Below are 26,479 nucleotides of genomic sequence, written 5' to 3' on the forward strand. Positions count from 1 at the left end.
AAACGTAAACAATGTAAAAACACATTAATACGCACTGGCTGATTCTAATTTTAAAGCAGAAAAATTTTGTATATGCGATAAGTTGGACCAGTCTCGCGATAAAGGGCCCGGGCTTTCCCTATGCAACAATCGGCTTTTTGTTAGTCTGTTACTGCTGTACTGAATATATAAATATCACAATAAAAAAGCAGATAAATCCCCAAGCCCAACAAGCATTAATCATCGTGGCAGATCACCGCCACTATAAAAATACAATGAAGTTGGCACCTCCATAGATAATTAAAGAAAGACAAAATCATGAATTTAAAAAAATCAGCGATCGCGGCTGCTATTGTAGGCGCCTGTGTGTCCTCACTTGCCAATTCAAAAACTTTGGTCTGGGAAGATAATTTCGACGGCGACAGTATTGATAAGTCCGTTTGGACTTACGATGTGGGCAACTCAGGCTGGGGTAACAATGAGCTGCAAACCTACACCGATGATAGCGCCAATGCCTATGTTGAAGATGGCAACCTTATTATTCAAGCACTGCAAAACGACGACGGCAGTTTTACTTCCGCCCGCCTGAAATCCCTGGGTCGTATGACTTATAAATATGGCACTATTGAAGCCCGCATTAAATTACCTGACCTGGATGCCGGATTGTGGCCCGCCTTCTGGCAGCTGGGTGGCGACTACGGCCAAGTGGGCTGGCCCGCTTGCGGCGAACTGGATATTCTCGAGGCGGGCATGGCCGACGCTCTCAGTGCCGGCACGGTCAACTCAGAAGTTTCCGGCGCTTTCCATTGGTGGCATGAATCCGATGATTACACCGGCCAGGCAGACTACGGCCAATCGAAAAACCTTATTGATGACTTCGGCTCCAGCACTGACCTCACTGAGGACTACCATATTTTCGGTATGACCTGGACACCGGATAGCATCGTCATGTGGGTCGACGACGAAGCCAATGAAATTATTAGCATCGGCAGTGAAGACCCCGCATTTGACGAGTTCCGTCAACATCACTTCCTGATCCTGAACTTAGCGGTAGGTGGCGTCTTCCCAGAGATTTACGCTAACAGTGAAATCACCGCACCGATGCCCGCCAGAATGTATGTGGACTATGTTCGCATCTACGATAACGACGACAGCAGCTACAGCACAGAAATCTCCCTGGCTGAAGACACCGCCAAAACAGGTGATATCGGCGTATTTTCCGAGGGCAGCAACCTCTCCGAATCCTTGGAGCTTGGCACCGATACCGAGCTGTATGTCTGGAACCAAAACAGCATGTCAGCTACTGTCAGCGCCGAAGCTGCCGAGGGTGATGAAGCCCTGGAGTTTGATATTACCGCTGGTGAATGGTTCGGCATGGGCTTCTGGATGCACTATGACCTAAACCTAATGAACTACGAAAACGGTCATCTCAATTTCAAAATGAAAACCACCAGCAGCCAGACTATCGGCATTGGTATTTCCAGTACTGGTAGCGGAGATGCCTGGGTAGATCTGGTGGATGGTGATGATACCTACGGCCTGGAGCGCGATGGCGAATGGCATCAGGTCAGTATCCCCCTGAGCAAACTGGGAGTGGACTTCAACACTATCAGCCAGGCATTTATGATTCGAGGTGATGCCGCCTCTGAAGATTTTGTTCTGTCCATTGATGATATCTACTTTAGCGAAAGTGTTGAAAAAACAGCGCCAACCGGTGTCTTCTCTCTATACACCGAAACTACAGAGGCCAACTCAATTTTCACACTGGGAACTGATGGTAATCTGTACATTTGGGGCGACACCCTGCTGGAAGCCACTCAAACCCCATTTGAAGGTGAAGAGTCGCTCTCCTACTACTCCTCCGGGGCCGGCTGGTTTGGAATGGCATTTACTGCCGACAGCTACTACGATCTATCCGCCTTCGATAATGATACTGCAACGCTGAATTTCGCCCTGAAAACCAGCTCAGAAACCACCTTTAAAATTGGCATGAAGAGCGGTAGCGTCAGCGATATTGGGCAGCAGTGGATTGAATTTGCCAACGGCTCTGATCCTTACGAATTCGCGCGGGATGGCGAGTGGCACCAAGTATCAATCCCCGTTACTGATTTCAGTAGTGAAGTAGATATGTCAAATGTTATCCAACTATTTGAGCTACTGGGCGTTGATGGAGATATCAGCGATATTGAAATTGACGATATCTATTTCTCCGGCGGAAGCTCAGACAGCGATAGTAATGACAACTGTCGTCCACACTCCCACAAGTGCCACCCTCATCATAAAAGGCACAAGCATCGCCATGGAAACTGCACCCCACCTGCACGATGCGCACAGGGACCCCGTAGACATTAAAAATACAAGGGCGCCGCTAAATAGCAGCGCCCTTTTCTTTTTTACACCACCCAATTTTTTCACCAGCATCAAAACCCGCCCTGTCTGTTGGCAGATATTATCTTTTAAAGATATGATCCTGTGTGAGGGAAAGCACAACAACAATAAATCCAGATTAAATTTGCTTGCGCTTTTGCCCAACACAGAAAGATCAAAAACAGAATTCCCGCACAAAACACTTGCAAACAAAAACACAAAAAGGAATTTATTTTCGTGTAAAAAAATTACAAGAAAATAATTTTTCAAGTGTATGCGACAAGCAGGACTACAACTACGATAAGGGGTCCAGATTCGCTTTCCTGTGGAACAATCGTTTTGCTAGGCTTTGCCCGTGACCAGCACCTGTTTTTCGCGTGAATTTTAGGCAATTACAATTTAAGTAATCTGCATTCATTAAATCCACGAGTAAAATTTGACTGAGTCACTCCATTCCTATCAGGCGTTTTATTCTTATAAATAATTAACAACGAAAGAAAATTATGATTATTAAAAAATCAGCGATAGCCGCAGCTATTGCCGGCACCTTTGTGTCCTCAATAGCCAATGCAAAAACTTTGGTCTGGGAAGATAATTTTGACGGAGACACTATCGACTCCTCCGTCTGGACCTACGATGTTGGCAACTCCGGCTGGGGTAACAACGAGTTACAAAATTATACCGATGACAGCGACAACGCTTATGTCGAAGACGGCAACCTGATTATTCAGGCCGTACAGGAAAGTGATGGCAGTTTTACTTCTGCTCGCCTAAAGTCTCTCGGGCGTCTGTCCTACAAATACGGAACCATTGAAGCTCGAATTAAATTGCCGGATTTGGATGCGGGGCTATGGCCAGCATTCTGGCAACTGGGCAGCGACTACGGTCAAGCCGGTTGGCCTGCCTGTGGCGAACTGGATATTCTCGAAGCGGGTATGGCCGAAGCGCTAGAAGCCGGCGTCGTAAATTCTGAAATTTCCGGAGCCTTCCACTGGTGGCACGAGTCCGACGACTACACCGGGCAAGCAGATTATGGTGTATCGCAAAACCTGGTTGAGGACTTCGGTTCCAGCTCCGACCTCACTGAGGATTACCATATCTTCGGCATGACCTGGACGCCCGATAGCATCGTTATGTGGGTGGATGACGAATCCAACCAAATCGCAGCTTTGACGGATACCAGTGATTCCGCATTCGATGAATTTCGCCAGCATAACTTTTTAATTCTCAACCTGGCAGTAGGTGGCATCTTCCCGCAGATCTATGACAACAGCGAGATCACTGCCCCAATGCCCGCCAAGATGTATGTTGACTACGTACGTATCTACGACAACGATGACAGCAGCTACAGCACCGAGCTTTCCCTGGCTGCCGATACCGCAAAAAGCGGCAATCTGGACGTATTCGGGGACAGTAGCGATATTTCCGAATCCCTGACGTTTGGCACTGATATCGAGCTCTACGTCTGGAACAATATGGAAAGCCAATCCAGCGTCGACGAGAGTGATGCCCTGGAGTTCCAAATCGATATCGGCGAATGGTATGGCATGGGTGTATGGATGCACTACGACCTGAACTTGATGAACTATCAAAATGGTCATCTGAACTTCCGCATGAAAACCACTAGCGAAGAGACTATCGGCATCGGTATCAACAGTACCAGCGGTGGTGAGTCCTGGGTGGACCTGAGCGTAGAAGGCGATACTTTTGGCCTGGAACGGGATGGGCAATGGCACGAGGTGAGTATCCCCCTGAGCAAATTTGGGGTGGACTACAACACCATTAGCCAGGCATTTATGGTACGCGGCGATGGGCCGTCAGAAGCCTTCACCCTGTCCATTGACGATATTTACTTTAGTGAGAGCGTCGAAAAAACCACACCAAGCGGCACCTTCTCTCTATACAGTGAAAACACCGAGGCCGACTCCAGTTTCGAACTGGGCACTGATGGCAATCTGTATATCTGGGGCGAAACCCTGATCGAGACTTCTCCTTCCCCCTACGAAGGCTCTGAATCCCTGTCCTACACCTCCGCAGGTGCTGGCTGGTTTGGTATGGCTTTCACTGCTGACTATTACTACGACATGTCAGCCTTCGACAACGATACCGCCACGCTCAATTTTGCTTTAAAAAGCAGCTCCACCACGACCTTTAAGATCGGCATGAAGAGCGGCAGCATTGACGATGTAGAACAAAAGTGGATTGACTTTGCCAATGGCGCCGATCCCTACGGTTTCGCGCGGGATGGCCAATGGCACCAGATCTCTATCCCCGTAAGCGACTTCAGTGACGAAGTAGACATGTCTAACGTGGTTCAACTATTCGAGCTTCTAGGCGTAGATGGAGAAATCAGCGATATCGAGATCGACAATATCTACTTCTCTGGCGGTACTGGCGGCAACGATGACTCCGGTGACGATTCCGATAGTGGAGGCGACGAGGACGACGGCGAAGGCTCTGGCGATAGCGGTGAAGCTGGCAGCCAGGACCTGATTGCACAGGCTACCGTCACCGCCAGCAACGAAATCCAGCCCATCGCAAATGCAGTTGATGATAACAGCAGCACCCGCTGGGAAAGCGCCCATGGCGGTGACTCAGTGTGGGTACTTCTGGATCTGGGTGAAGCAGAAGCTCTGAACACCCTGACAATCGACTGGGAAACAGCCAACGCTGCGACCTATGCGGTCCAAGGCAGTAACGACACTATTTCCTGGACCACACTGGCCAACTTTAGTGGTGGTAGCGCCGGAGAGAGAACCGATGAGCACTCTCTAAGTGGAAGCTATCGATATGTGCGCCTGTACTTCACTGAGCGCAGCACAAGCTATGGGTACTCCATCTGGGAACTGGGCTTAACTGGTGGCGACAGCCAAGCTTCAAGTATCTCTGCAACCTCTGAACTGCAAAGTGCTGAACTGGCAATCGACGGAGACAGTAGCACCCGCTGGGAGAGTGCCCACGGTGTGGACAATGTCAGCCTGACTTATGACTTGGGCTCTGTACAGTCCATTGGCACCCTCAATATCGACTGGGAAACTGCCAATGCGGCTGCCTACACTCTGCTCGGCAGTACCGATGGCAGCAACTGGACAACTGTTGAGTCATTTTCTGGAATGGGAAACGGTGAACGCACCGACGCAATCACCGTAGAGGGGAACTACCGTTACCTGAAGATTGACTGCACCGAACGCAATACCGTGTACGGCTACTCCATTTGGGAAATTAGCACTTACTAATAGCAGCTGGTAGTAGCAACTTGGGCAGCACTTTTACAGTGCTGCCCTACCTATAAACTGCCACCGAAAGAACTAAAATTCCAAAGCTAGAGGTGCTACACACCTTTGCACAGTAATTCTTTCTAATTCAAAGCCAACCTGAAAATAATAACCTTCCCAAGGCTAACGGTAGACCATCGCCAGAATCGAGCGCCCCTGTTTCACGTAACCGCGGAATAAATCCCCAACAGGGCCACTTAACTCATTCACTTCAACCCTCTCAAACCCCAAAGAGGAGTAAAAAGGCTCCAGGTGGTCGTAGGGAAATGTATAGGTGTCACTATCAAAACGTTCAGCAAGGAGCGTCAACAGCTGCCTTGCAACACCCTGCCCTTGATGATCTGGTGCAACAGCAACTCCAGCCAGGAGCTTAAAGTTCTCATAGCGCCGCAAATAACCGCAGGCAATCACCTCCCCCCGTTCGCCGCGCACTATCCCGCAGTCCTCATGGCGTTTGGCTTTGCCACGAAATCCATACATGCGATAAAATTTGTTCGCTAGCGGAATCTCTATATCTGCCAGCCACTGAACACTTTTAGAAGGCTGCGTTTTCGCCATAAACCTGCCCCTGTACCCCTGAAGTAGAAAAATGCCCAGAGAGACCTGTAGCACCTGCCTGCGCCCGCCCAATGTCTGCTACTGCAGTGCGTTGGTGAGCTTGGCTAATACCATAAAAGTGGTGATCATACAGCACCCACAAGAAGAGAAGCACCCGTTCAATACCGGGCGTATGGCGAACCTGTGTTTAAATAACAGTGAAATGTTTATTTCTGAAACTCTTCCTAATCAACAGCTGGACAGGCTACTCGATACACCCAGCGCTCTACTCTATCCGTCACTATCATGGCTACCCCAAACACCCCGATTAGCTGAAGGGAACAATACCCCTAGCCACCAGAATCAGCTGGAAAAGATTGAACAGCTAATTGTTATTGATGCGACTTGGAAAAAATCAAAAAAGATTCTTCACCTGAATCCCAAGCTACAACAGCTTCCAAGAGTCAATCTCAGTGGAGACTTGAAATCCAACTACGCTATTCGGAAAACCACCGTTGCGGATGGTCTGTCAACCATTGAAAGTATTGCCTTGGCTATGGCTCAACTTGAAGATAAAAATGAGTATTCCAAGCTTCTGCAACCATTTGAAAAGATGATTAGCCTGCAACAACAGAGCTATTCAGCAGAGCCAACTTAGGGCATTTGATAATCACAGTGAGTGAGGCCTCAAGCAGAGAACCTAAACAATCACACCACCAGAAAATATCAAATTAGAAACCCCCTGATAGGTTAGCACGCACATAAAAATTGATAAGGCATATCGAATAATCGATCGATATCGCTCTTCATCAATCCTAGATTGAAGCTTAAATCCAATAATTAGTCCAAAATATGCAAATACGGTAATTGCAGATAGCGACATCAACTCCAAATCATCAAAGCTCAAGTAAACTGAAAGTACAGAAAGCTGTATCAGCTTGCCAATCAAGAAACAAATATTGGAAATAAGGATTACTTCCTTTGATGATCTGGCAACTTCCAATAAGTAAATCATCAGTAGAGGCGCAATCGCATTAGTCGCGCCACCAATCACCCCAGCCAAGCCGCCCATAATGACAGGAAAAAGTACTGGCCGACTGGAGAATTTGGACAAATAACCCCTTAAACGATTGGAAAACAGGTAAATTAAGATTGATACCGCCAGTAACAACTTGAGAATATCCGGATTTGCCCAGGTTAACAGCCATGTTCCAGCAAGGCTTCCAAGAGACACCAATAATATTACTAAACTATATTTAGAAAAATTAATCCTATAATCTCGGCACTTATAAAGACTGGATATAATTACCAAAAGCGACGGCAAGATGGTTAACACCACTGCCGTTTTCAAATCATAAGCAAGTGCCAGAATAGGCGTCGCAAGCATTGGGAAACCAAACCCCAATGCTCCGTGAGCCATACCTGCTACCAGAATAAGCAACAACCCAACTATAACTATCTCTATGACCACCCGTTAAGCAACCCTCGATATAGCAGGCATATTAAAACGTATTCGTTTAAGGTGCCTTTTCCTATCCTTTATTCCAGTTCTTGCGTGAAGATATCGTCGATTATCCAATAACAATATCTGATTATTATTCAACCTAACCTTAAACATATTATGTGGCAACGATATTTTTAGCTCCAGCTCACGTAAAGCATCAAGCTCATCTGAAGAGCAATACTCACGCTCGATAATATCATACCTGTATCTGAAACCATGACTCTCATCAATTAAGGATGCCTCTATAAACTCAGACGACTTGCGAAACTCTTCAGGAACACGCAGTTTAAACTTACTACTTGAAAGCACTTGGAAAGTTTTATCGGAGAGGCTCTCGATTATCCTGTCGGCACAGACAAGAATATTTTCTCCGCCTCCATGCATATCAGCGTGCACAACGAAGAGACCAAAGTAGCCAGGCATCTCCGATTCAAAAGCACCGTCATTGTGCAAGAAGAATTCTCTATCACTATGAGATATAGCCAATGCCTCATCGCCTGTCTCACCACCAATCCTCACATCCCAAACCGTTCGCCCCATAGAATCATGCTCATGTACCAACCCAATGGTATTGACAATATCCTCCATCACTTCAGCAGAATCATCAGAAAATTTGAGATGGATAAGCGCAATCCCCTTTTTAAACAGGGCTATCTTATAACTTTCATACTCTATGTCCGAACAGGACCCAAGTTCAAAGCAGCAGTAACTTGGGACTCTAAGTGGCATGGCATGCGATGAAAAATAGAGTGACGACATTTTCAGCTCCCTTGATGAACAATTCCTTTACGATTCCCACAATATGAACTTCTACCCACAAGATAAAAGGAGCAATCTTTATGCCAAATATCACACATGTACCAAACTCATACGTCTCCAACTTTAGTCCCTGATGGCGTTTAAAGCTCTTTTACATCGAAAAAGTAAGTGTCCCCGTGGAAACTCTCTGAATCGCCTATCACAAAGTAACCCAGGCCACCCTAATAAGCCCCCTGTTTATTTCACAAAACAGCAACAATCCCCGGTTCAGGCCAAGATAACCTACCTCCAAGCAGATAAAATTTATCGTAGTACGGCAAAACCATAGCGAAATAGCTCTCGAGTCATGACCATTTAATAAAACCACAACAAATCCCCCTTAAAAAAGAAAAGAAAGCGTCGCAAAATAACAGCCAGTATCGGAGACAAGCATGCCCTATCAATTCCCCAATCAGGTGGAATAATAAAAAGTCAGGCGCTAACAATAAAATATATAAAGTGGATAAAGGTACCACCTATCAGGACCAATTCTGCTTTCGAGCCAAGCCGAGGGGAAAAGTATGGAAGATTTAAAGACACGGGAGCCATTTAAATGCCGTTACCAAACAGCCCCCAAGGAAATATCTAAACAAACCCTACCTGATGGCAGCCATATAAAGTTGAGTGCCACAACTAAAGTACTCGTCAATTATTCAGAGACACGCAGACGCATACGTCTATTAAATGGGGAGGCCCAAATAAGCATTTGTAAAGAGGTAACCTGGCCATTTATAGTAGAATCACGACAAGCATTGATCCGTACACATAAAGCCACTTTCAATATTGACCAGCGATATGGAATAACAGAAGTCACTGTTCTCGAAGGGAATATCACTGTCAGCCCGATAAAACAAAATAAAAATCGCGCCGAAATAAAGAAGGGTGAGATGCTCAAAGTAACTGAGCACAACACCGGTGCAATCAAAGGTTTTGAGGTTTCCAGCTATAAGGATTGGGGAAGTGGATTTACAAAGGCTGATAACATCAGATTAACAGAACTTCTAATATCGCTAAATCGCTTTACAAATACACCACTTGTGACGAGAGACCAGAACACTAGTAGACTACTTGTTAGTGGGGTTTATGACCTGAATCATATAGAAGATACCGTCCTCTGTCTGAGCAAATCTTATAACCTGAAAGTCACAAAAGAAGAGTCTCACACAGTGCTAGAGCTGCTTCCAGAATAATAACCTAGCTTGTTAAATACCAACAAAAGTGGTCTTGTGTACCTAACAATAAAGATAAAACAGTACTTTTCTGTAATTCTACCAGCAAATACGGTCAATCTTAGGGGCTCAGTATTACTAAAAATACGTAATTTGCTAGCCTAGTACCCTCAGCTGGCAAGGGGTACCAGGAATTCTCTTTCTGGTCCAGAGACTCCGAACCTTGCCAGCTTTTTTTATCACTTTCACTCAAGGTAAGTGACAGTAGAGCCAAAGAAAAGGCTGTAAATCCTACTCAACCGTGTCCTTATCCTCTTGCCTCAAATAACCAGCCGCATTTTCATCTTGAGCTAATTGTCCCTGTTCTGTCATTGGCAGAGCACGACTTTGCTGATTAATAGCATGAATATTCGAAGTGTTTTCCAAGTCTCTACTGCTTGTAATGGAGGCAATAGACTCTCTATCTTTCAAGAAACTAATTACGTCATCCCTGATTTCAGATAAGTCGCGTTCAGACTTATGCATTTCAAGTATATGCCTTGGATACTCCAAGTTTCTCATGCCAGATGCGGCAAATGTACTTGAGACAACCCTGGTTACTATCACCCAGGGCGTAATCGAACTTCTGACTAGTACATTTTCAGAACGAGTACTGTCATGTATTCCAGTGCCCGTTGAGATCTTAGATTCAGTGAATGTCCCTTCGCATTTAAAATACACCAATAGTGATTCAAACTGCATCTCAGCAAAGAAGATATGTGCCGCATTGACCAACAAGCGAGCAAATGTATTAAGAATAAATCCTATCAATAGCAGGTGAATTAGCGTCATACAGAGCGCGCCGCCTGCTGAAATATACTGTTCTAGCAGAGCTAAGCGGCCAGCTTCCTCGTCTAAGGCTCCAAACTCCTGTTTAATGGCTGTAAGAGATTCCGGCTGAAAGAAGTGAATAACATCAATCAAAGAATATGCAAGCCAAATAGCTAGCGCAGTAACAACGATATAAAGCGCATTACCTGCGAAAAGACTAATATCGCGAATCAGCTTGAATTTATCACCCAAATCAACAGGACGAACGGTAGGTTGTACTTCCTGGATCATTTCCCCATTGAATGAACCTTTACCATCCACTTGCTCTTCAAGTTTTGGATCAAGCTCTCTGTAAATACGATTGGGCACTTCCTTATAACGACGATTTGCCATCACAAGGTTATCCAAGTTTATAAAGATTTCCTTCGGGTGAACCGATTCCTGCCAGTTATCCCTTAATTCAGAAACCTCAGTGACTGGGTTTGCTATTTCGCTTCTAAAGCGCAGCATATAGACAACAGCAAAACTACAAGCAGCGCCTACAAATATAACCCCAAGAATATACAAGAACGGGCTAAAGCTCGGTAAAGCCTCAGTCAATACACCGGACACACTGATTATTTCATCTAGGGAAGTAGTACCTTCCCCCTTAAAAGCCACAACGCCTAAACTTAACCCCAATCCTAGCAACAGAGGCACCACAATCGAGAATAATATCGTTTTTGCAATACTTCCCCCCGTAAGACTCGCTACACTTTTCTGGGCTTCCCGTGAAATACCTTTACTCGCAGAGTGCCATACAATCAATGTATAAAGTAAAGCGATGGCAGAGTACATCGGGAATAGCTTTTCTCCCATATCGCCAGCAAAGCCACTGAGACAAATAAAAGCGACAATGACATAAGAGAGCAAGACAGTTAATGTACTTACCCATGCGCCAAACTGTGCCTGAGCCATATTTCGAATGGGGTATGGCATATAAAGCAATTTAGGGAAGATACTGTGTAATACCCGAGCCAAGAAGCCCTTAGGCTCTAGAAAGGTTGGATTCTTACGGCCAACTAACATCTCTTCTAAGCCGGAAGCAGTATAAGCCACTTCATTTTTCTCTTCTGATGCCGTACTCGTTTCAGATTTAGAATGGTTAAAAGCTAATGATACGGGATGATTTCGACCAACAAAGAAGCGCAATAAGGCCAAAATGCCGCCTGATAGAGCCCTGATACCGCCGACCAGCAGGATTGCCCCCACTACGACAAGCACCCAACCACTTACGGGGTCCGACTTCACTTGGCCAGCAGCAATAAACAGCAAGATTAGGGCAACAATGAACTGAATTCCCCCCCTAATTGCGGTAACCCGGCCTTCTTTCTTAAAAGGGTTCTTCAGGCCCAAATCAATCGAGCCGTAATCAAACGCCATAGAGTATCCCCTTAGTACTGGTACTTATGCTTAACGCCTTAATCTGCTAAAAGAAGATGTACTTCTCAACTCAATGCAGCTTAAGGCTTTCCTGACTATTTTTCACTCACTTTCTATAAAGATACTTGCTATGCACTAGTAAGCTAATTGCAGCCCTCTATGTGTTGTATGTATTTCTGTATAACTGGGTATTCTTGAAGGCTTGGATAAGGAGTTATAGGCTGCTCGCATATGGCCTGTACAACGCCTAGCCGATAAGCTATCTATACCTGTTCCCACATAGAATCGAGTTAATTCTCTCCGAGGAGTTTGATCGGTTAAATGGCTGCACAGAGTTTAAGATTGCTCGAAAAACGTAATATGCATTTAGCGTATTGGAAACATCTTCCGGCACTCGCATAGTTGGAACTGATATTAAATATGGCCAATTTTCATAAGAGGTAGGTACTAATACAGCTGATCCTATCGGGAATTCACCATGAAAGTCGGATTTGATCCGTGCTTGCACCCGATCCTCTACTTGAAAACCGAGCCTATCCCTAATTAGCAAATCCAACCCACCATCCATAATTCCGAAGCTATTAGCAGGGCTAACCATTGCGTCAACTGGCTTGGAAAAAAAAATCACTCTCGATAACGTCTACAATTTCAACGTCTTCAAATACTTCACTCCAAGCTTCCACAAGCTCCTTGGATTTATTAATTAAGTAGATTTTATCTGGCAGCATAGGCAGAACCTAATGTTAAATAACACTCATATCATATTTAGAAAACATCATACATGAGCCTACTATCATGAACCCAACTAAAGTCCCTCACTCATTGTTTCACGACATAATCTTACATACTTATCAGCTTTACAATGAATATATTTATCATCACTGTTTTTTAAAAGAGAAACCAAATCAATAGAAGTATATTTGAACCCAACTGGCCGGCCAATTTCATCGATTAATTTGTTACACAGTACGGCAATACAAGATAATCTAACCCAAAGAATTGGTGTATCCTTGAGACAAAACCCAGACATGACATCAACAAGGGGCGAAAGTTTATTCACAAAACCAACATTCACAAGCTCGTCAGAAAATTCTGAAAAAGACATACATCGCATTATTGACTGACCTTCGTGAACAACTAGAGCATTACCAATTTTCGACAGTACATCAAAAAATATATGTTCTTTTTGTGTTTTCCAATTAGCCTTAGGGTGATGGCAAATAACTTTTGAGCCAGACAGCATAACAAACAAAGCTTTCTTAAATTCTAGTAACTTAATCGATGAATCATCTACAGCGAAATCAGCATACGCGACCTTGCTTTCTATAAGCTCTGCAAGACAGAGAAGTCTAGCCAAACGATATATGGTACTTTTACCATAGTGCCCACCCAAATTAATACTATATGGATTTCTTGGCATCTCTGATACCCTGACTTTAAAGTCTCGAGCAGCCAACAAAAGCTGAAATTTTAATGGCCCAATAGCGTGATAAAGACGAGCCCTGGCCTCAAAATTATACTTAATATCTGCGTCATGCTGTTTTAAATATAGTTCAACATCTTTCCTAACCTGACCATCTTGCTCACCTTTAAATGCATCAAGTGATTTTTCAAGCTTAACCTTATGGACTTGCAAATCTTTTTTAAGCCGATGAGAAACAAGTAATTTTGTTAGCCAGACAGCAGTAAAAGAAGAAACCCCCAATGAAGAAATAAATGTAACTATGCCTACTTCCATGACTCAATATTTCCATACTTAATCTAACTAAAGATGCTACCGACGGTAGCATATATCTTATCTTTTATGCTGACCATCAGAGCTTATCATTCATTGTGATAATAAAAAGTCAATAAATCCACAAAGGCCCTTCCAGGCATACCAAAGTGAAAATTTTATCCATTGAAAATCTTTAAACTCTAAGTAGTATAATAACTGATATACCGAGTGTATCAGGTATACCGTTGTACACTCTTCGTAAATCATATAGGATAGAGGACTTTACCAAGGTAACGTTACCTCTTAGCGAACGTTAAATACGTCCTTTTTATTAGTAAACCTCAGCTATTTATCACTTCGAATATTCAATATGATCCATGCCATTGAATTACACATCAAATAGCCTCTTAAAATAAACTTGCCAGATACAATTTTGCTACACGCTGACGCCTAGCTCTCGCGCCATGGAAGCCGTTGTTGCTCCAGGCTTTTCCGCTCTCTTAACTGCTTCTCTACGGAACTCCTCCATATACGCCTGAGGTCTTTTCTTACCCATGATACACCTCCGTGTTAGGCCTAAACCTAACTATACAGTGTGTGTACTAAACGTGGGCAATTCTTACATTTAACGCCGCAATACGATGCGGCTTATTTTGTGTGCTTTTTGCTCAAAAATGGGAGCGCAGCGACCGTGCAAGAAGTACACAAAGTAAAACGTCGACTGTATTGCTTTGTTATGTGAACTTAATTCACCGACTCTTCCGGAATTCCAAAATTTATTCTACTTCTAACGCCAGTTACCTCATAGGCTTTGCCATCAATTACTCGTGGTAAATACTTGTCATTAGAAACGGAAAACAAAGCAGTTCTATCAAAAATACCAGCTGGTTTAGATTCGAGAACTATGGCATCTTTAACTTCGCCATTTATTCCAATCGTAAATTCAACTAATACATATCCCTCAATCTTCTTTTCTAGCGCATCTCTGGGATAGTATTCTTTACTTTTTTGGATTAACCAGAAATCTCCGTCAATTAGATGGTTATCTCCTTGAAGCTTTTTATATTTTCCTGAATATATAGATTCCTGATAGACATTAAGAACAGTTAGGTAAGAGTCTTGCTCATCCTCTGGACTATGAGCTATAGAGAGCGTTGCTACCTCTAATTGCTGTTTAGCTTCAGCTACTCTACCAAAATGGAGGTAGCACCTTACTCTATGTATTTGATGCCAGGTGCTCTCCTGCTCTTTTCGTTTCTCGCTGCAGGCTACATCTCTTGTGTGCTCCATGTTTTCTTGAGTTGCACAAGAAGAAATTAGGATTAAAAGTATAAATTGCAGGAGAACTTTCATTCTAAGACTACTTCAACGCATAACGGCGCGCGCCTTTCGCGCGTCTAGTGGAGGCTGTTTTTCGGCCGAAACGATGTTTGAGTACCTTGTTATGAGCTGCATATATCAATACCCTTTTTCCTAAGATAGGTGATGAGATGATAGTTATATGCTTCTGCATAAACTGGCGCAATTACTTGATACTTTCTTTCTGCAAAGCTATCTATTACGTCGTCAATCTTTAAATACCTAACATTGCTGCCATACTCGCAGCTCTTATCAATGAGAGGAACTTCGTTTAGAAGCATGCCCGTAAGGCCAATCAGCCGTAAATCACCATTATCAGCTGCAGAGATAGCCTCGCTCTCTGGATTGGCGTGTAAAATCCAGTCAAAACCCTCTCGGTTATTCTCGGGGCTTGTACAAGATGCCATTAATAAAGCTATAAAAATTACTCTAAAAATACTCATACCTTGAGAGGCTCAGTAGTGGTAGGACAGCCGGTTACCCTAACTGCCCCCACGCAGATCCGGACGTGCGGAACTACCGCATCCGGCTCTTCAGTAATATATTCGCTCGTGTAAAGCACGAACCCTAATACCAGTCCACAAGTATACTGCGTTTGTATACTCGCGGTGGCTTTAGCCCAAAATATCCCAGCATTTCCTTTAGACTATTCCAGTTATAACTCTTGCGCTGACTCCGTCGATTGAGCCATTTGTGTATGCTGTGTAGAACATAGCTGTACAAACGGGACAAGCTTCGACTGTTGTCTGGCAGACCGAAGTAGTTCTGGAAGCCTTGTAGCTTGCGCTTCAGTGTGGACAGCCATTCTCTCAGACGCTCACTGCGCTTGGCTTTGATCCAGTGGTAGAGCGCTTCCATTGTGCCCTTCTGTTTCTTTGCGGCAGTCCGGCGCCTGAGCCTGGGACGTTTGTTGACGTCCAAGCTCCAGTAGAACTCAAAACCCAGAAACTGGAACTGCCGTTTTCGGCCCGGATGGAAGCGGCTAAAGCGCTTCAGGTGCGTTTTCTCGGGGGCTAACTGCAGGCCAAACTTGTTCAGCCGTTGCGGTAGTACCCGGTAAAAGCGCTCTGCATCCGTTTTCAATTGGAAAGCCGCTACATAATCATCGGCGTACCGGATTAGCATGGCTCTGCCACGCATACGCGGCTTAACCTTCTTCTCGAACCACAAATCCAGGACGTAGTGCAGATAGATGTTCGCCAGTACCGGACTGATCACGCCACCTTGCGGGGTGCCTGCTGCCGCTTTACTGAACTTACCATCTGGAGTTTGCACGCGCACCTTAAGCCACTGTTTAATCAGTGTCAGCAGGGCTTTGTCGTCGATACGAAGGGCTAGCATGCGCAGTAACCAGTCGTGATCCAGCTGATCAAAGAAGCCTTTAATATCGGCTTCAACGATGTAGCCGTAGCCTTTGAATTGCAGGTTTAAGCCAAGGCTATGTACGGCTTGGTGGGCGCTTTTCCTGGGGCGGTAGCCGTAGCTAAAGGGCAGAAAATCCTGCTCCCAGATACTTTGCAGTAGCTGCGCTACGCTCTGCTGCACCAGTTTGTCTTCCACCGTAGGCAGCCCCAGTGGGCGCTGCTTGCCGTTGCCTTTGGGAATCAATACCCGCTTAATCGCCTGGGTACGGTAGCGTTTGTCACACAGCCGTTGATGTAGGCATTGGATATTTTGCGGCAGACCTTGCCGGTAAACTTCGGTTGTTACTCCATCAATACCGCAGCGGGCCTGCTTGTTGAGCTGGCCCCAGCTTTGATACAGCAGGTTGGAATTTAGCAGTCCGTATAAATTCTGAAACCTGTGCGTGGGGTGGCTCTGTGCTTTAAATGCGATGGCGTGCAAGGCGGTTGTCATAGTGTATCCAGCCCTACTTTGTCCGGACTATGTTTCTGTTGCACACCGATATTACTGTCAGCCCCTTCGCCATGTAAGCGGCTTTCCCGCTCTCGGACTACTATGAGCTGATCCGACTTCCGAGTGGTCTTCGTTGGTTTCACCATTAGGCTTAACTTCCCTACCTGCTCCTTCAGGAACCTGCTCGGATCTCTCAAGTTCTCAATACCTCTCTTTCTACATGCCATGGCTTGATAACCCCGCCGATCCGCCACAACCTCACCAATGCGGTTGCTTTGCCTGGACTTCGATGGCGTTACACATCTCGTCGATCGGAGCTCACTTTATTATCGGAGCGATACCAGCACTTCAGGATCACGATAACCCCTATGGCCTATAGAATTCTCTGTGTACGCTTCACATAGTTTGTTCACAGTGAGAAAAAAATGAGTATATTTTTTTTTCCTTCTGCTCCGCCCTACGCGCAACACTCGATACGGGTGGCTGGTTAGGCCTTACCCGACAGGGACTTCCACCCTGCAAGAAGCATCAAGCTTAGCTTGACGCACTAACGCCGCAAGCAACGGCCGAAATGTAGCGGCGAAGCCGCGGAATGTAGGTCCAGCCCACGTAGTGGGCGGTGTTGCCTTGCTTTGTTAAGCATGATGTCCTCTCTTATAAAATGCATAGGCACACAAAGCCAGCCCTACGGAATATACAAAATCAAAAGACATTACGGAAATAGCAGTGTAAGTGGGTGAGCTAGATAATAAATCAGGGTAAATAGCCGACAGCCACTCCATTGTAGGAATTGCTAACATGCTAGGCAGTAGCATTATGGTGAGGCCAATGATAAACAACCCGGAGGAGGACGAGCTTTGCTTTAAGATGCTGTATCCGGCGACTATCGCAACCAGAAGAGACGGCCAGGTAGAAAGCAAAGTCATTGTAATTATTTCGTAGATTCCCACTCGATCCCTCGTGATGCTTAACGCCGTGCTCAATTGCTGGCAAAAGTAGCGCGACTTTTGAATCAAAAGGCGTGACGCTTTTGACTGTCAACTGCAGCACTTGGTTATAACCTTTCCAGCACAACATCTGATTCAAAATCAGTATTGTCACTGAGCCTTAGCAATAAATTGATCCCCTCAAATCTAAACTCTATTGAGGAGAACTCTTCGAAAGACCCTTTGCAAGTAATTGATAAAACTTTCTTATGCTTCAGGTCGAACTCTTTAGCAAGATCTACATGCTCCAAATCATCCACGTCACAAAATGCATCTTCTTCACTCCACTCTTCCCAAAATCCGAGCGCAGCATCGAGAAAAAAACGCTGGTAGAGTTCAACTTCTTTTAACTTTAAAATGAGCATTAAAACATTGTTTTCACTCTCTTCCGTATAAATGATAATGAAATTCTCAACTGTCTTACTCGTTAGAGAGACGCATTCAAAGCCATGATCGTTCGTAATTCTCTGACCGATTTCGATATCCTCTGAAAGTTATAACGTTGCCAGCAAGGGCAGCCGAAGCAGAGCGTAGGCTGTCCAGCCCAGCCTCCGGCTGGGCGAGCTTGCCTGGCCTGGTTATAGCTGGCGCGCTCTGAACAACCTACTTGCTCTTTGCCAGCCACCTTTGGCTGGCCACTGCCCAATAAATTTACTGGGAAAAATACCATACTTTCCCCACCAGTTAACTAACTGACTGGCACTCCACAATGCTGCTGCTAGCTTGCAGAACTTGTTGGCTTAAAACGAAGACACTTGAACGGAACTGCGGTGCCAACCTGCAGGAAAACTCTCTGGAGAAATGTGCTCAGGAAGAGATTGGTGCTTGCAGCAACTTCAAACTACCTAAAAAATGACCGCCACAATAACGCCTCAATAACCGGCAGCTGGAACGAAGCGAAGCGTAGAGTAAGCTGTCCGGCGCCGTAGGCGCGTAGTTAATTGATTTGTTAAGCCTTCTCACTACCATGCTGCGATTAACCCTAAACCAAAAGCCGGCCCAAGAAGAAACCCAACTATATACCGCCAGCGAAGACCTACCGTTTTTGGTAAAAATAGTCCCAGGAGGAAGCCTACACCTGCCAAAATACAATATATAAACAAACTCATTGCAAACGCAGCCATGAACATTGAAGGCTCTTCTGAGGGAAACACGTAATGATCGATAGTGCCAACAATTAGAAGCAGGACCATAGGAGTGACTGCCCCAAGAACAGGAACTAGTAAGCTACGTTTAGCTGGCTTCTTCAATATGAGATAAACCAAAAGAGCCGGAAGACCGAACTCTATTAGCATTGACCCAATTGTTAAAAACGTATCCATACTCTCCTAGGGGCTTAACGAAAATAGATATGCGGAACCGTTAAGAAAGTTGGCAGTGCCTTTGTGCAAGCAAAGGGAATGACAACTTTTAGGTTTCCGCATAATCGGGTTGTTATTTGTTGCTCGTGGCACTGTGTACAAATCCACTACAAATATCTTTCTTTTATTGTCTACCACGATTCGGAGAGAGAAACTAGCAGCACTAGGTTCGCGGCCTTGCTTCGAAGCGGCTGCGCCGTCCGCATTAACTTCGTTATGCGAGCGTCGCTGAAGCTTCGAAGCTTACATGAAGGTCGAACCGTTGGCTATGGGCTTTCCCGCCAATACTGTTTTTTTATACAGCAACCTAATAATTACCTGCTATTCTTTATTGAACCCCCGCAAAACTGGAGCGAGCGACCAATAACAGTTAATTCAAAAGAAGCGTCTTTATATCACCCTTCTATATAATTCTACTCACTTCTTTCAAGATAACCTCAAAAACCCAATAATATCAAAAAGTTAAGAAATTTGGCATATTTCTCAACAGGTAGATATATAGCAGGCGCTATATATCTACCTGCTTTTTCTGCTCTTTATAACATTACCGACCCTATAAAAATCAAAGAGATAGATCGCCACCCCCCAGAAATAGGAGAAGCTTCTCTTGAATTCTGATATTGACAGCAGGACAAAAGAGTAAATACTGTATATAAAAACAGTCTAAGAGCAATATCATGGACGACATTCGCCACAAAATCCCAGGTAAGCCTGAACGATTTATGGACAATCTGCGATTTCACATTCGAAAGCAGGGACTATCGTACCGAACAGAGCAAACTTACACCCATTGGGTTAAACGTTTCATTCATTTCAATAAAAAGAAGCACCCTGACGATATGGGAGCTGTTGAGATTGAGACGTTTCTCTCTCACCTTGCAGTTCAGGGTCTTTGCTCCGCAAATACACAGAGAATAGCTCTGAACGCTTTGATATATCTGTACAAGAGATTCTTAGGTAGGGATATTCAGGCTCTGGACTTTAAACTGGCAAAACAACAAAAGTACTTGCCCGTGGTTTATAGCCGTAGAGAAATATCAGCAATTTTGGATCACCTTGAAGGCACCTACAGATTACAGGTTGAGCTAATGTACGGTAGTGGCCTTCGCAGCGCCGAACTGCTTTCTTTGCGTATAAAGGATATAGACTTCGACAGCAATAATATTTTTGTTCGAGGTGGTAAGGGGGATAAGGATCGCACTACGATATTACCTAACGGGTTAATTGTGCAGCTACATAGGCAGGTAGAGACTGTTTCCCTATTACACCAACAAGATATTTTGGCTGGTTTTGGTTCGGTTTATTTACCTAACGCTTTGGAAAGAAAGTATCCAAGTGCAAGCCGACAACTGGCTTGGCAATACCTTTTCCCTTCCAGCACCATCGGCCAATGTCCTCGCTCCGGTGAAAACAGAAGGCACCATATGCACGCGTCAACTTTAGCGCGCCAGGTTCGTATAGCTGTCAAGCTAGCGGGAGTCAACAAGCCGGCTCGTTGCCATGCATTTCGCCATAGCTTTGCGACTCACTTGCTCGAAGCAGGTTATGACTTGCGTACGATTCAGGAGTTGCTAGGGCATTCGGATGTTAGTACTACTGAAATTTATACCCATGTCGTAAATCGGGGAAATAAAGGCGTTTTAAGCCCCTCAGATCGACTGCGCAACATTAATAAAATTGAGGAGGATGGAGCTAACTATTTTGTTGGGAGTAAAGTTGGGGAAGTACAGGGGCTTAGCTTATTGGCTGCATCTTAGTAGTGCGGAGACCGGATACCGGCTCCCGCCGGTATCTAATAGAAAAAAGCCGATCGAATTATCCCGGTGTTACATCGCCATTCTGCGCGCGATGGCGCAGTGCGTGATCGATCAGAACCAGGGCCATCATGGCCTCTGCGATAGGCGTTGCTCGAATACCAACACAGGGGTCGTGGCGGCCTTTGGTAACGACTTCAATGGGATTGCCGGAGCGGTCAACGCTGCGGCCGGGAATACGCAGACTGGAAGTCGGCTTCAGGGCGATATGGGCAATGACATCCTGGCCACTGGAAATACCACCCAAGACACCCCCAGCATTATTCGACAGGAACCCCTCTTCCGGAGTGATTTCATCTCGGTGCTCAGTGCCCTTCTGCTCCACGCTGTCAAAGCCAGCTCCAATTTCCACGCCTTTTACCGCGTTAATACTCATTAAGCCGTGGGCCAGATCTGCATCCAGGCGATCAAAAATAGGTTCACCCAGTCCGGCTGGGACGCCGCTGGCGTGTACTGAGATACGCGCACCGATGGAGTTCCCCTCTTTGATCAGCTCCTGCATATAGGTCTCCATTTCGGGGACCCGATCGGCATCCGGGCAAAAGAAGGGGTTTTGTTCTACCTGATCCCAATCCAGTTTTTGTACTTTAATCGGGCCCAATTGCGAGAGATAACCGCGCACTTCAATGCCGTATTTTTGTTTCAGCCATTTTTTGGCGATGGCCCCGGCGGCAACCCGCATGGCAGTTTCACGGGCGGAGGATCGGCCACCCCCACGGTAGTCGCGGATGCCGTATTTTTGCCAATAGGTGAAATCGGCATGGGCTGGCCTTACCTGTTCAGCGATATTGCTGTAGTCCTTGGAGCGCTGGTCGGTATTTTCAATCAACAGGCCAATAGGCGTGCCGGTGGTTTTTCCCTCGAAAACACCGGAAAGGATTTTTACCTGGTCGGGCTCGCGGCGCTGGGTGGTATAACGGGAAGTGCCGGGCTTACGGCGGTCCAGCTCTCGCTGAATTTCTTCTTCACTGATCTCCAGACCCGGAGGGCATCCATCGACGATACAGCCGAGCGCGGGGCCGTGGCTTTCGCCAAAGGTGGTGACACAAAACAGCTTGCCAAAGGTATTGCCCGACATAGACGACTTTTCCAGCTAGTAGGTAGTAAAACAGGATGGCCCACAATAGGGGCGCGCATTATAAATGATCTGCCCGCCTCAGTGCGCAGACTGGGGCAAAAAGCACAAGTGTCCGCAGAACCGGGCTTGTACCCATAACCCGGCAACCGAGATTGCCGGGGAGGCAAAAGGAATTATTCCTTTTCGAAGTAGGGTTGATAGGCGAGTAGTTCTTCCCGGCTGATGGCAAAAACACCGTGGCCGCCATCCTCAAACTCGGGCCACATAAACGGCACCTCCGGGAAGGCTTTTTCCAGGGCTTCCCAGCTATTGCCCACTTCGCAGATCAACAGCCCGTCGGGCTGTAAGTGGTTGGCAGCCTCGCGCAGCAAGCGGCGGGTAAAATCGAGACCGTCATCGCCAGAGCCCAGGGCTATATCCGGCTCAGCGTGGTATTCCTTGGGCATTTCGGCCAGATCGCGGGCATCGACATAGGGCGGGTTGCACACGATCAACTCGTAACTCATACCGTGCAGGCCGGAAAATAGGTCCGACTGAACTGCGCGCACGCGTTCGTTCAACTCGTGACGATTGATATTGATCTGTGCAACTTCGATCGCGTCCTCGGAAATATCGCTCACATCGACACGCGCTTCCGGGAAGGCCTCGGCACAGGCGATACCGATACAACCGCTACCACAACAGAGGTCCAGAATCGCCAGGGGCTCAACATTGAGCCAGGGCTGGAAGTTGTGGCGAATCATCTCGCCAATCGGTGAGCGGGGTACCAGTACCCGCTCGTCCACATAAAATGTCATATCGCAGAAGTGCGCTTCCTTGGTCAGGTAGGCCGCCGGTACCCGCTCGCTAAAGCGCCGCTCCAGGATAGTGAGTACGTCGCGGCGCTCCTCCATGGTCAAACGGGCCTGGAGTATCTCTGGCTTGCTGTAAGGGGGGAGATGCAGGGCGTGGGTTACCAGTAAAACGGCCTCGTCCCAGGCGTTGTCGGTGCCATGGCCGTAGTAGAGGTCGGCCTCATTGAATCGGCTGGTCCCCCAGCGGATATAGTCCAAAACCGTGGTCAGTTCGTGGAGGCTTGTTTCACGCCTTTCTATCATCAATCTATCCTTAAGTGCTTTGTATCTCGTCGGGGCCCACTATCACTAGCGGGTACCCTCTGTTGTTGCTGCAGAGGGGCCAATCAATGCCCGGGGAGTGTAGTTTGCTCACACCAAATAAGCGACGAGTAAGGTTAAGTGGCCATTTTACAGCGGCTACCTAAAGGCCCTAAGCCATTTTTCCGCCCAACTTCGCTCCGCCCTGCTAACAAAATAGCCTTCGTCAGTGGTCGTCAAATAACAACTAACAAGCTCCTCGGGCCGCGTGGATCTTTACTCTCGGGTTACAAACGCTTAGGGTAGCGCACCCGCCCTTCGGGCTGAGATGTTGGAAAGAGCAGCATGAACGAACATTACGCGCGAATTATTGAAGCAATCGGCGAAGATCCGCAACGTCCTGGGCTCAAAGACACCCCGGAGCGCGCCGCCAAAGCCATGGAATACCTGACACGCGGCTATAAACAGACCGTGGAAGATGTAGTCAACGACGCGCTCTTCCCGTCCGACTGCAGCGAAATGGTGCTGGTTAAGGATATCGAACTCTACTCCCTGTGTGAGCACCACCTGCTGCCGTTTATCGGCCGCGCCCACGTAGCCTATATTCCCAATGGCAAGGTCGTTGGCCTGTCCAAGGTAGCACGCATTGTGGATATGTTTGCGCGCCGCCTGCAGATCCAGGAGCAGCTGACCGTAGAGATCGCCGAGACCCTGCAAAACGTTACCGGTGCTGCCGGTGTCGGCGTGATCATCGAAGCCAAGCATATGTGCATGATGATGCGCGGTGTGGAAAAACAGAACTCTGTGATGAAGACTTCGGCTATGCTCGGTACTTTCCGCAGCAACCAGGCCACCCGCAACGAGTTCCTCTCCCTGCTGCGCCAGTAAACGCCACAGGTACCCAGCGGCCGCCAGGGCCGCTTTGACCGAGGAGTGACCGCTATGCCTCACCTGATCATAGAGTATGCGAAAAATCTGGAAGAGAAGATTTCTATCGCTGCACTGGTCAGCTCGGCTCAGGAGGCGATGCACCGTTCCGGTTTATTCGCCTCTCACAATATCAAGACTCGCGCCAAGTCCTACGATCAGTTTATCGCTGGGGACAATGGCAACAGCTTTATCCACGCAGAGATCCGCTTGCTTGAAGGGCGCTCTACGCGGGAAAGGGAAGCATTGAGCTCGGCGGTTTTTAACAGCCTGTGCCAATTTGCCGAGGGAGTTCCCGCAGTCTCGGTAGAGGTGCGGGAGATGGATGCCAGCTGCTATTCCAAGCGGGTTCCCTTCTAAGCGGTTTCACCGCGCAAGAAAGGCCCAAACCACTCTGCAATCGCCTGGGCACCACTCTCCTCCAGGTGTAAGTGGTGGCTTCCGGGAATCTCACGTGCCTCAATACCCGGAAACTCTTGCAGTACAGGGCGCAGGCGCTTGAGCATATCTGCGATACCATCTTCAGCGAGAACCAGCTGCACCGGCATCTTCAATCGGGATAAGTAAGCTTTAATCTGTGGCTCATTGAGCTTGGCCGTGGAAGCCGCCATCAGCCGGGGATCATTACTCCACATATAGCCACCCTCCACTTCCCGGGTGCCCCGCTCGGTCAATACCTGCGCAGCCCACTCAGTTAGCGGAAACATGCCATTCTTGCGCGCTTCGACAGCCTCTTCGAAGGTACCGTAAACCCGCAGCTTGCGCGTGCCGTAACGGGCTCTCTGGGCAATAGCTTTGGCCAGGTTCTCCGGAGCCTTTTCATCTTCGGTGGAGGGGGGCACCAGGCCATCGATCAGCGCCAGGCGCTTTACCCGATCGGGAAAAGCGCCAGCGGTAATCACCCCGGCAATAGCACCTCGGGAATGCGCCACAATGGAGAACTTGCGCCAGCCGAGCGCGTGCACCGCCCCCAAAATATCTTCCGCCTCTTCCCAGATGTTGTAGTTGGCATCGAGTGAGCGGTGATAGCTGCGTCCGTGGCCCGGCATATCTATCGCTACCAGATTAATTCCGCTCAGCAGGGGAGCCAGCCGACTGAAGGTGGCACAGTTATCCAGCCAGCCGTGAAGAGCAATTACCGGCTCTCCCTCCGGATCGCCCCACTGGCGTGCGGCAATCGACTTGTGATCAAACTCAAGGGTGATTTCACGGGGAGTGATTTGATTTGTCGCCAAAGTGATATCCACCGGATAGTGACTAAAAACAGGTGGTGAAATGGTGCGGCCCACCAACGACATCCGCAATGACAGTTGTGATCAGCGCAATAGGAATTTACTGGCAGACACGACCGGAAAAATTACTCTGCGTGCTGCAACCACTCCAGGTCAGCGCAGCTATTAGCCCATACATCCGCACTGACACAGGCGAGGCTGGAAGTGCCCATCGGGTGTTCGTTACCGCTGCCACAGAGGCCATTGAGCAGGCTGCCCACCAGAGGCTGGTGACTAACCAGGAGAAGCGGGAAGGTATCCTGGGTTTGCAAATGGTCGAGCAGTTGCTGTGGGTGGATATTGCCGATCAGCAGCGGTTCGGTAATAACGGGCAGTCCCAGTTGAGCAGCAGCAATCTCAGCGGTTTCCTGGGTGCGTACAAATGGGCTGGCCCAAATAGCCTTTACCGCCGCCAGTTCCTCGGCGCGCTTTTTACAAACCTGTGCAACCTGCCTGCGCCCGCGCTCTGTCAGGGCTCTCTCTGCATCATTAGCGAGCATGGGCTCGGCTTTACCGTGACGCAAAATAAACAGCTGCATGGGGCTTCCTCAAGGGTGGGTTGTGACTTTGTTGATATCTGCGGGAATATTCGTAGGGAGGGCAGCGGATATTTATCCGGTGCCCACGGATAAGGCACCGGATAAACTGGCGATAGGAAAAGCGATCAATTCTTGTCGACAGGTTTGTCGGCGTCGTCGGCACTTTCCTCTACCAGCTCGGGCTTTTCACTGCTCTCGGGCTCGGAGCTACCCAGGATAATCGCATCTTCGGCTTCGTCGTCAGCCTTGTCCTTTTCACGCTTTACTTCCGTAGAAACCACTTCTGCAGAAACATCTTCGGCGCCCTCGTAACCGGACAAATCCTCTACTTCAGATTCAGGCCACTCGGAAAACGGGAAAGGTTTTTCGTCGGAGTTGTAGATCAGGAACTGGATCGCCTGGTAAACATAGGAGGCGAGCTGATCGCCAAAGCGACGCAGATTATCGTTGGATTTCCCGCTGATAATCGAAAACAGGAATTGCAGTATCACTACCGCCATCAGTAACCACGCGGCAACCTGAAGGCACACTGCAAACAGCACCATATAGATAAGGCGCACCCACTGGTTGCCGGAAGTAAGATTGCGCTTTAGATCGTCATTTTTCATATGAGGC

General features: G+C 47.2%; 25 protein-coding genes. 7 read left to right on the forward strand and 18 right to left on the reverse strand.

What is annotated here, in order from left to right:
* Positions 1 to 297 precede the first annotated feature (297 nt).
* Positions 298 to 2,331, forward strand: a complete 2,034-nt coding sequence (locus tag ACJJIZ_RS18640) for a glycoside hydrolase family 16 protein (RefSeq protein ID WP_444914429.1) — start codon at positions 298 to 300, stop codon at positions 2,329 to 2,331.
* Positions 2,332 to 2,849: 518 nt separating this feature from the next.
* Positions 2,850 to 5,582, forward strand: coding sequence for a discoidin domain-containing protein (locus tag ACJJIZ_RS18645; protein ID WP_444914430.1), 2,733 nt, complete (start codon positions 2,850 to 2,852; stop codon positions 5,580 to 5,582).
* 162 nt (positions 5,583 to 5,744) lie between these two features.
* Here the strand turns inward: ACJJIZ_RS18645 and ACJJIZ_RS18650 are convergent, their stop codons facing one another.
* Positions 5,745 to 6,179, reverse strand: coding sequence for a GNAT family N-acetyltransferase (locus ACJJIZ_RS18650; RefSeq protein WP_444914431.1), 435 nt, complete (start codon positions 6,177 to 6,179; stop codon positions 5,745 to 5,747).
* Positions 6,180 to 6,210: 31 nt separating this feature from the next.
* Between ACJJIZ_RS18650 and ACJJIZ_RS18655 the strand changes: the two genes are divergently transcribed.
* A complete protein-coding gene (locus tag ACJJIZ_RS18655) occupies positions 6,211 to 6,816 on the forward strand; it encodes a tRNA-uridine aminocarboxypropyltransferase (protein ID WP_444914432.1) in 606 nt (201 codons plus the stop codon).
* A 42-nt stretch (positions 6,817 to 6,858) separates the two neighbouring features.
* Here the strand turns inward: ACJJIZ_RS18655 and ACJJIZ_RS18660 are convergent, their stop codons facing one another.
* Positions 6,859 to 7,629 (reverse strand): TSUP family transporter, encoded by a 771-nt coding sequence (locus ACJJIZ_RS18660; RefSeq protein WP_444914433.1) that lies wholly within the window; start codon positions 7,627 to 7,629, stop codon positions 6,859 to 6,861.
* A 3-nt stretch (positions 7,630 to 7,632) separates the two neighbouring features.
* The gene (locus ACJJIZ_RS18665) at positions 7,633 to 8,421 is read right to left on the reverse strand and encodes a TauD/TfdA family dioxygenase (protein WP_282933761.1); all 789 of its coding nucleotides are present in this window, start codon (positions 8,419 to 8,421) and stop codon (positions 7,633 to 7,635) included.
* Between the two features lie 560 nt (positions 8,422 to 8,981).
* Here ACJJIZ_RS18665 and ACJJIZ_RS18670 point away from each other — a divergent pair.
* Positions 8,982 to 9,650: a FecR family protein gene (locus ACJJIZ_RS18670; RefSeq protein WP_413662894.1), complete on the forward strand. Its 669-nt coding sequence runs from the start codon at positions 8,982 to 8,984 to the stop codon at positions 9,648 to 9,650.
* A gap of 270 nt (positions 9,651 to 9,920) precedes the next feature.
* Here ACJJIZ_RS18670 and ACJJIZ_RS18675 read toward each other — a convergent pair whose 3' ends face one another.
* The 10 genes from ACJJIZ_RS18675 to ACJJIZ_RS18720 form a co-directional block, all read right to left on the reverse strand.
* Positions 9,921 to 11,861 (reverse strand): hypothetical protein, encoded by a 1,941-nt coding sequence (locus ACJJIZ_RS18675; protein WP_444914434.1) that lies wholly within the window; start codon positions 11,859 to 11,861, stop codon positions 9,921 to 9,923.
* A gap of 259 nt (positions 11,862 to 12,120) precedes the next feature.
* Positions 12,121 to 12,459, reverse strand: a complete 339-nt coding sequence (locus tag ACJJIZ_RS18680) for a macro domain-containing protein (protein ID WP_444916224.1) — start codon at positions 12,457 to 12,459, stop codon at positions 12,121 to 12,123.
* Between the two features lie 4 nt (positions 12,460 to 12,463).
* Positions 12,464 to 12,589, reverse strand: coding sequence for a hypothetical protein (locus tag ACJJIZ_RS18685; protein ID WP_444916229.1), 126 nt, complete (start codon positions 12,587 to 12,589; stop codon positions 12,464 to 12,466).
* 77 nt (positions 12,590 to 12,666) lie between these two features.
* On the reverse strand, positions 12,667 to 13,599 hold the full coding sequence (locus ACJJIZ_RS18690) for a hypothetical protein (protein WP_444914435.1): 933 nt from the start codon (positions 13,597 to 13,599) through the stop codon (positions 12,667 to 12,669).
* A 415-nt stretch (positions 13,600 to 14,014) separates the two neighbouring features.
* Positions 14,015 to 14,134, reverse strand: coding sequence for a transposase (locus ACJJIZ_RS18695; protein WP_444914436.1), 120 nt, complete (start codon positions 14,132 to 14,134; stop codon positions 14,015 to 14,017).
* A gap of 188 nt (positions 14,135 to 14,322) precedes the next feature.
* On the reverse strand, positions 14,323 to 14,931 hold the full coding sequence (locus ACJJIZ_RS18700) for an energy transducer TonB (protein WP_444914437.1): 609 nt from the start codon (positions 14,929 to 14,931) through the stop codon (positions 14,323 to 14,325).
* An 89-nt stretch (positions 14,932 to 15,020) separates the two neighbouring features.
* Positions 15,021 to 15,380, reverse strand: coding sequence for a hypothetical protein (locus ACJJIZ_RS18705; RefSeq protein ID WP_444914438.1), 360 nt, complete (start codon positions 15,378 to 15,380; stop codon positions 15,021 to 15,023).
* 124 nt (positions 15,381 to 15,504) lie between these two features.
* Positions 15,505 to 16,794, reverse strand: coding sequence for a group II intron reverse transcriptase/maturase (gene ltrA / locus ACJJIZ_RS18710; protein ID WP_444914439.1), 1,290 nt, complete (start codon positions 16,792 to 16,794; stop codon positions 15,505 to 15,507).
* Positions 16,795 to 17,848: 1,054 nt separating this feature from the next.
* A complete protein-coding gene (locus ACJJIZ_RS18715; RefSeq protein WP_444894543.1) occupies positions 17,849 to 18,145 on the reverse strand; it encodes a hypothetical protein in 297 nt (98 codons plus the stop codon).
* A 597-nt stretch (positions 18,146 to 18,742) separates the two neighbouring features.
* Positions 18,743 to 19,102: a hypothetical protein gene (locus ACJJIZ_RS18720; RefSeq protein WP_444914440.1), complete on the reverse strand. Its 360-nt coding sequence runs from the start codon at positions 19,100 to 19,102 to the stop codon at positions 18,743 to 18,745.
* A gap of 716 nt (positions 19,103 to 19,818) precedes the next feature.
* On the opposite strand from ACJJIZ_RS18720, the gene ACJJIZ_RS18725 reads away from it, so the two are divergent.
* On the forward strand, positions 19,819 to 20,898 hold the full coding sequence (locus ACJJIZ_RS18725; RefSeq protein WP_444914441.1) for an integron integrase: 1,080 nt from the start codon (positions 19,819 to 19,821) through the stop codon (positions 20,896 to 20,898).
* A 58-nt stretch (positions 20,899 to 20,956) separates the two neighbouring features.
* Here ACJJIZ_RS18725 and aroC read toward each other — a convergent pair whose 3' ends face one another.
* Together aroC and prmB are read right to left on the reverse strand one after the other, a co-directional pair.
* Positions 20,957 to 22,033, reverse strand: a complete 1,077-nt coding sequence (gene aroC, locus ACJJIZ_RS18730; protein ID WP_413662948.1) for a chorismate synthase — start codon at positions 22,031 to 22,033, stop codon at positions 20,957 to 20,959.
* 173 nt (positions 22,034 to 22,206) lie between these two features.
* Positions 22,207 to 23,130 (reverse strand): 50S ribosomal protein L3 N(5)-glutamine methyltransferase, encoded by a 924-nt coding sequence (prmB, locus tag ACJJIZ_RS18735; protein ID WP_444907556.1) that lies wholly within the window; start codon positions 23,128 to 23,130, stop codon positions 22,207 to 22,209.
* Between the two features lie 342 nt (positions 23,131 to 23,472).
* Here prmB and folE point away from each other — a divergent pair, with 342 nt between their 5' ends.
* Positions 23,473 to 24,015: a GTP cyclohydrolase I FolE gene (folE, locus tag ACJJIZ_RS18740; RefSeq protein ID WP_282933775.1), complete on the forward strand. Its 543-nt coding sequence runs from the start codon at positions 23,473 to 23,475 to the stop codon at positions 24,013 to 24,015.
* A gap of 54 nt (positions 24,016 to 24,069) precedes the next feature.
* On the forward strand, positions 24,070 to 24,414 hold the full coding sequence (locus tag ACJJIZ_RS18745) for a 5-carboxymethyl-2-hydroxymuconate Delta-isomerase (RefSeq protein ID WP_444896455.1): 345 nt from the start codon (positions 24,070 to 24,072) through the stop codon (positions 24,412 to 24,414).
* Here the strand turns inward: ACJJIZ_RS18745 and ACJJIZ_RS18750 are convergent.
* The 3 genes from ACJJIZ_RS18750 to ACJJIZ_RS18760 all read right to left on the reverse strand — a co-directional run bounded on the left by ACJJIZ_RS18750 (position 24,411) and on the right by ACJJIZ_RS18760 (position 26,472).
* On the reverse strand, positions 24,411 to 25,343 hold the full coding sequence (locus ACJJIZ_RS18750; RefSeq protein ID WP_444911342.1) for an alpha/beta fold hydrolase: 933 nt from the start codon (positions 25,341 to 25,343) through the stop codon (positions 24,411 to 24,413). The two genes, ACJJIZ_RS18745 and ACJJIZ_RS18750, sit on opposite strands and share 4 nt — an antisense overlap.
* A 68-nt stretch (positions 25,344 to 25,411) precedes the next feature.
* Positions 25,412 to 25,864 (reverse strand): phosphohistidine phosphatase SixA, encoded by a 453-nt coding sequence (sixA, locus tag ACJJIZ_RS18755; RefSeq protein ID WP_444914442.1) that lies wholly within the window; start codon positions 25,862 to 25,864, stop codon positions 25,412 to 25,414.
* Between the two features lie 125 nt (positions 25,865 to 25,989).
* Positions 25,990 to 26,472 carry a DUF4389 domain-containing protein gene (locus ACJJIZ_RS18760; protein ID WP_444914443.1) on the reverse strand — a complete coding sequence of 161 codons (483 nt, stop codon included), beginning with the start codon at positions 26,470 to 26,472 and terminating at the stop codon, positions 25,990 to 25,992.
* Positions 26,473 to 26,479 lie beyond the last annotated feature (7 nt).

It is taken from the genome of Microbulbifer maximicatervae (SeqCode) (assembly GCF_052467225.1).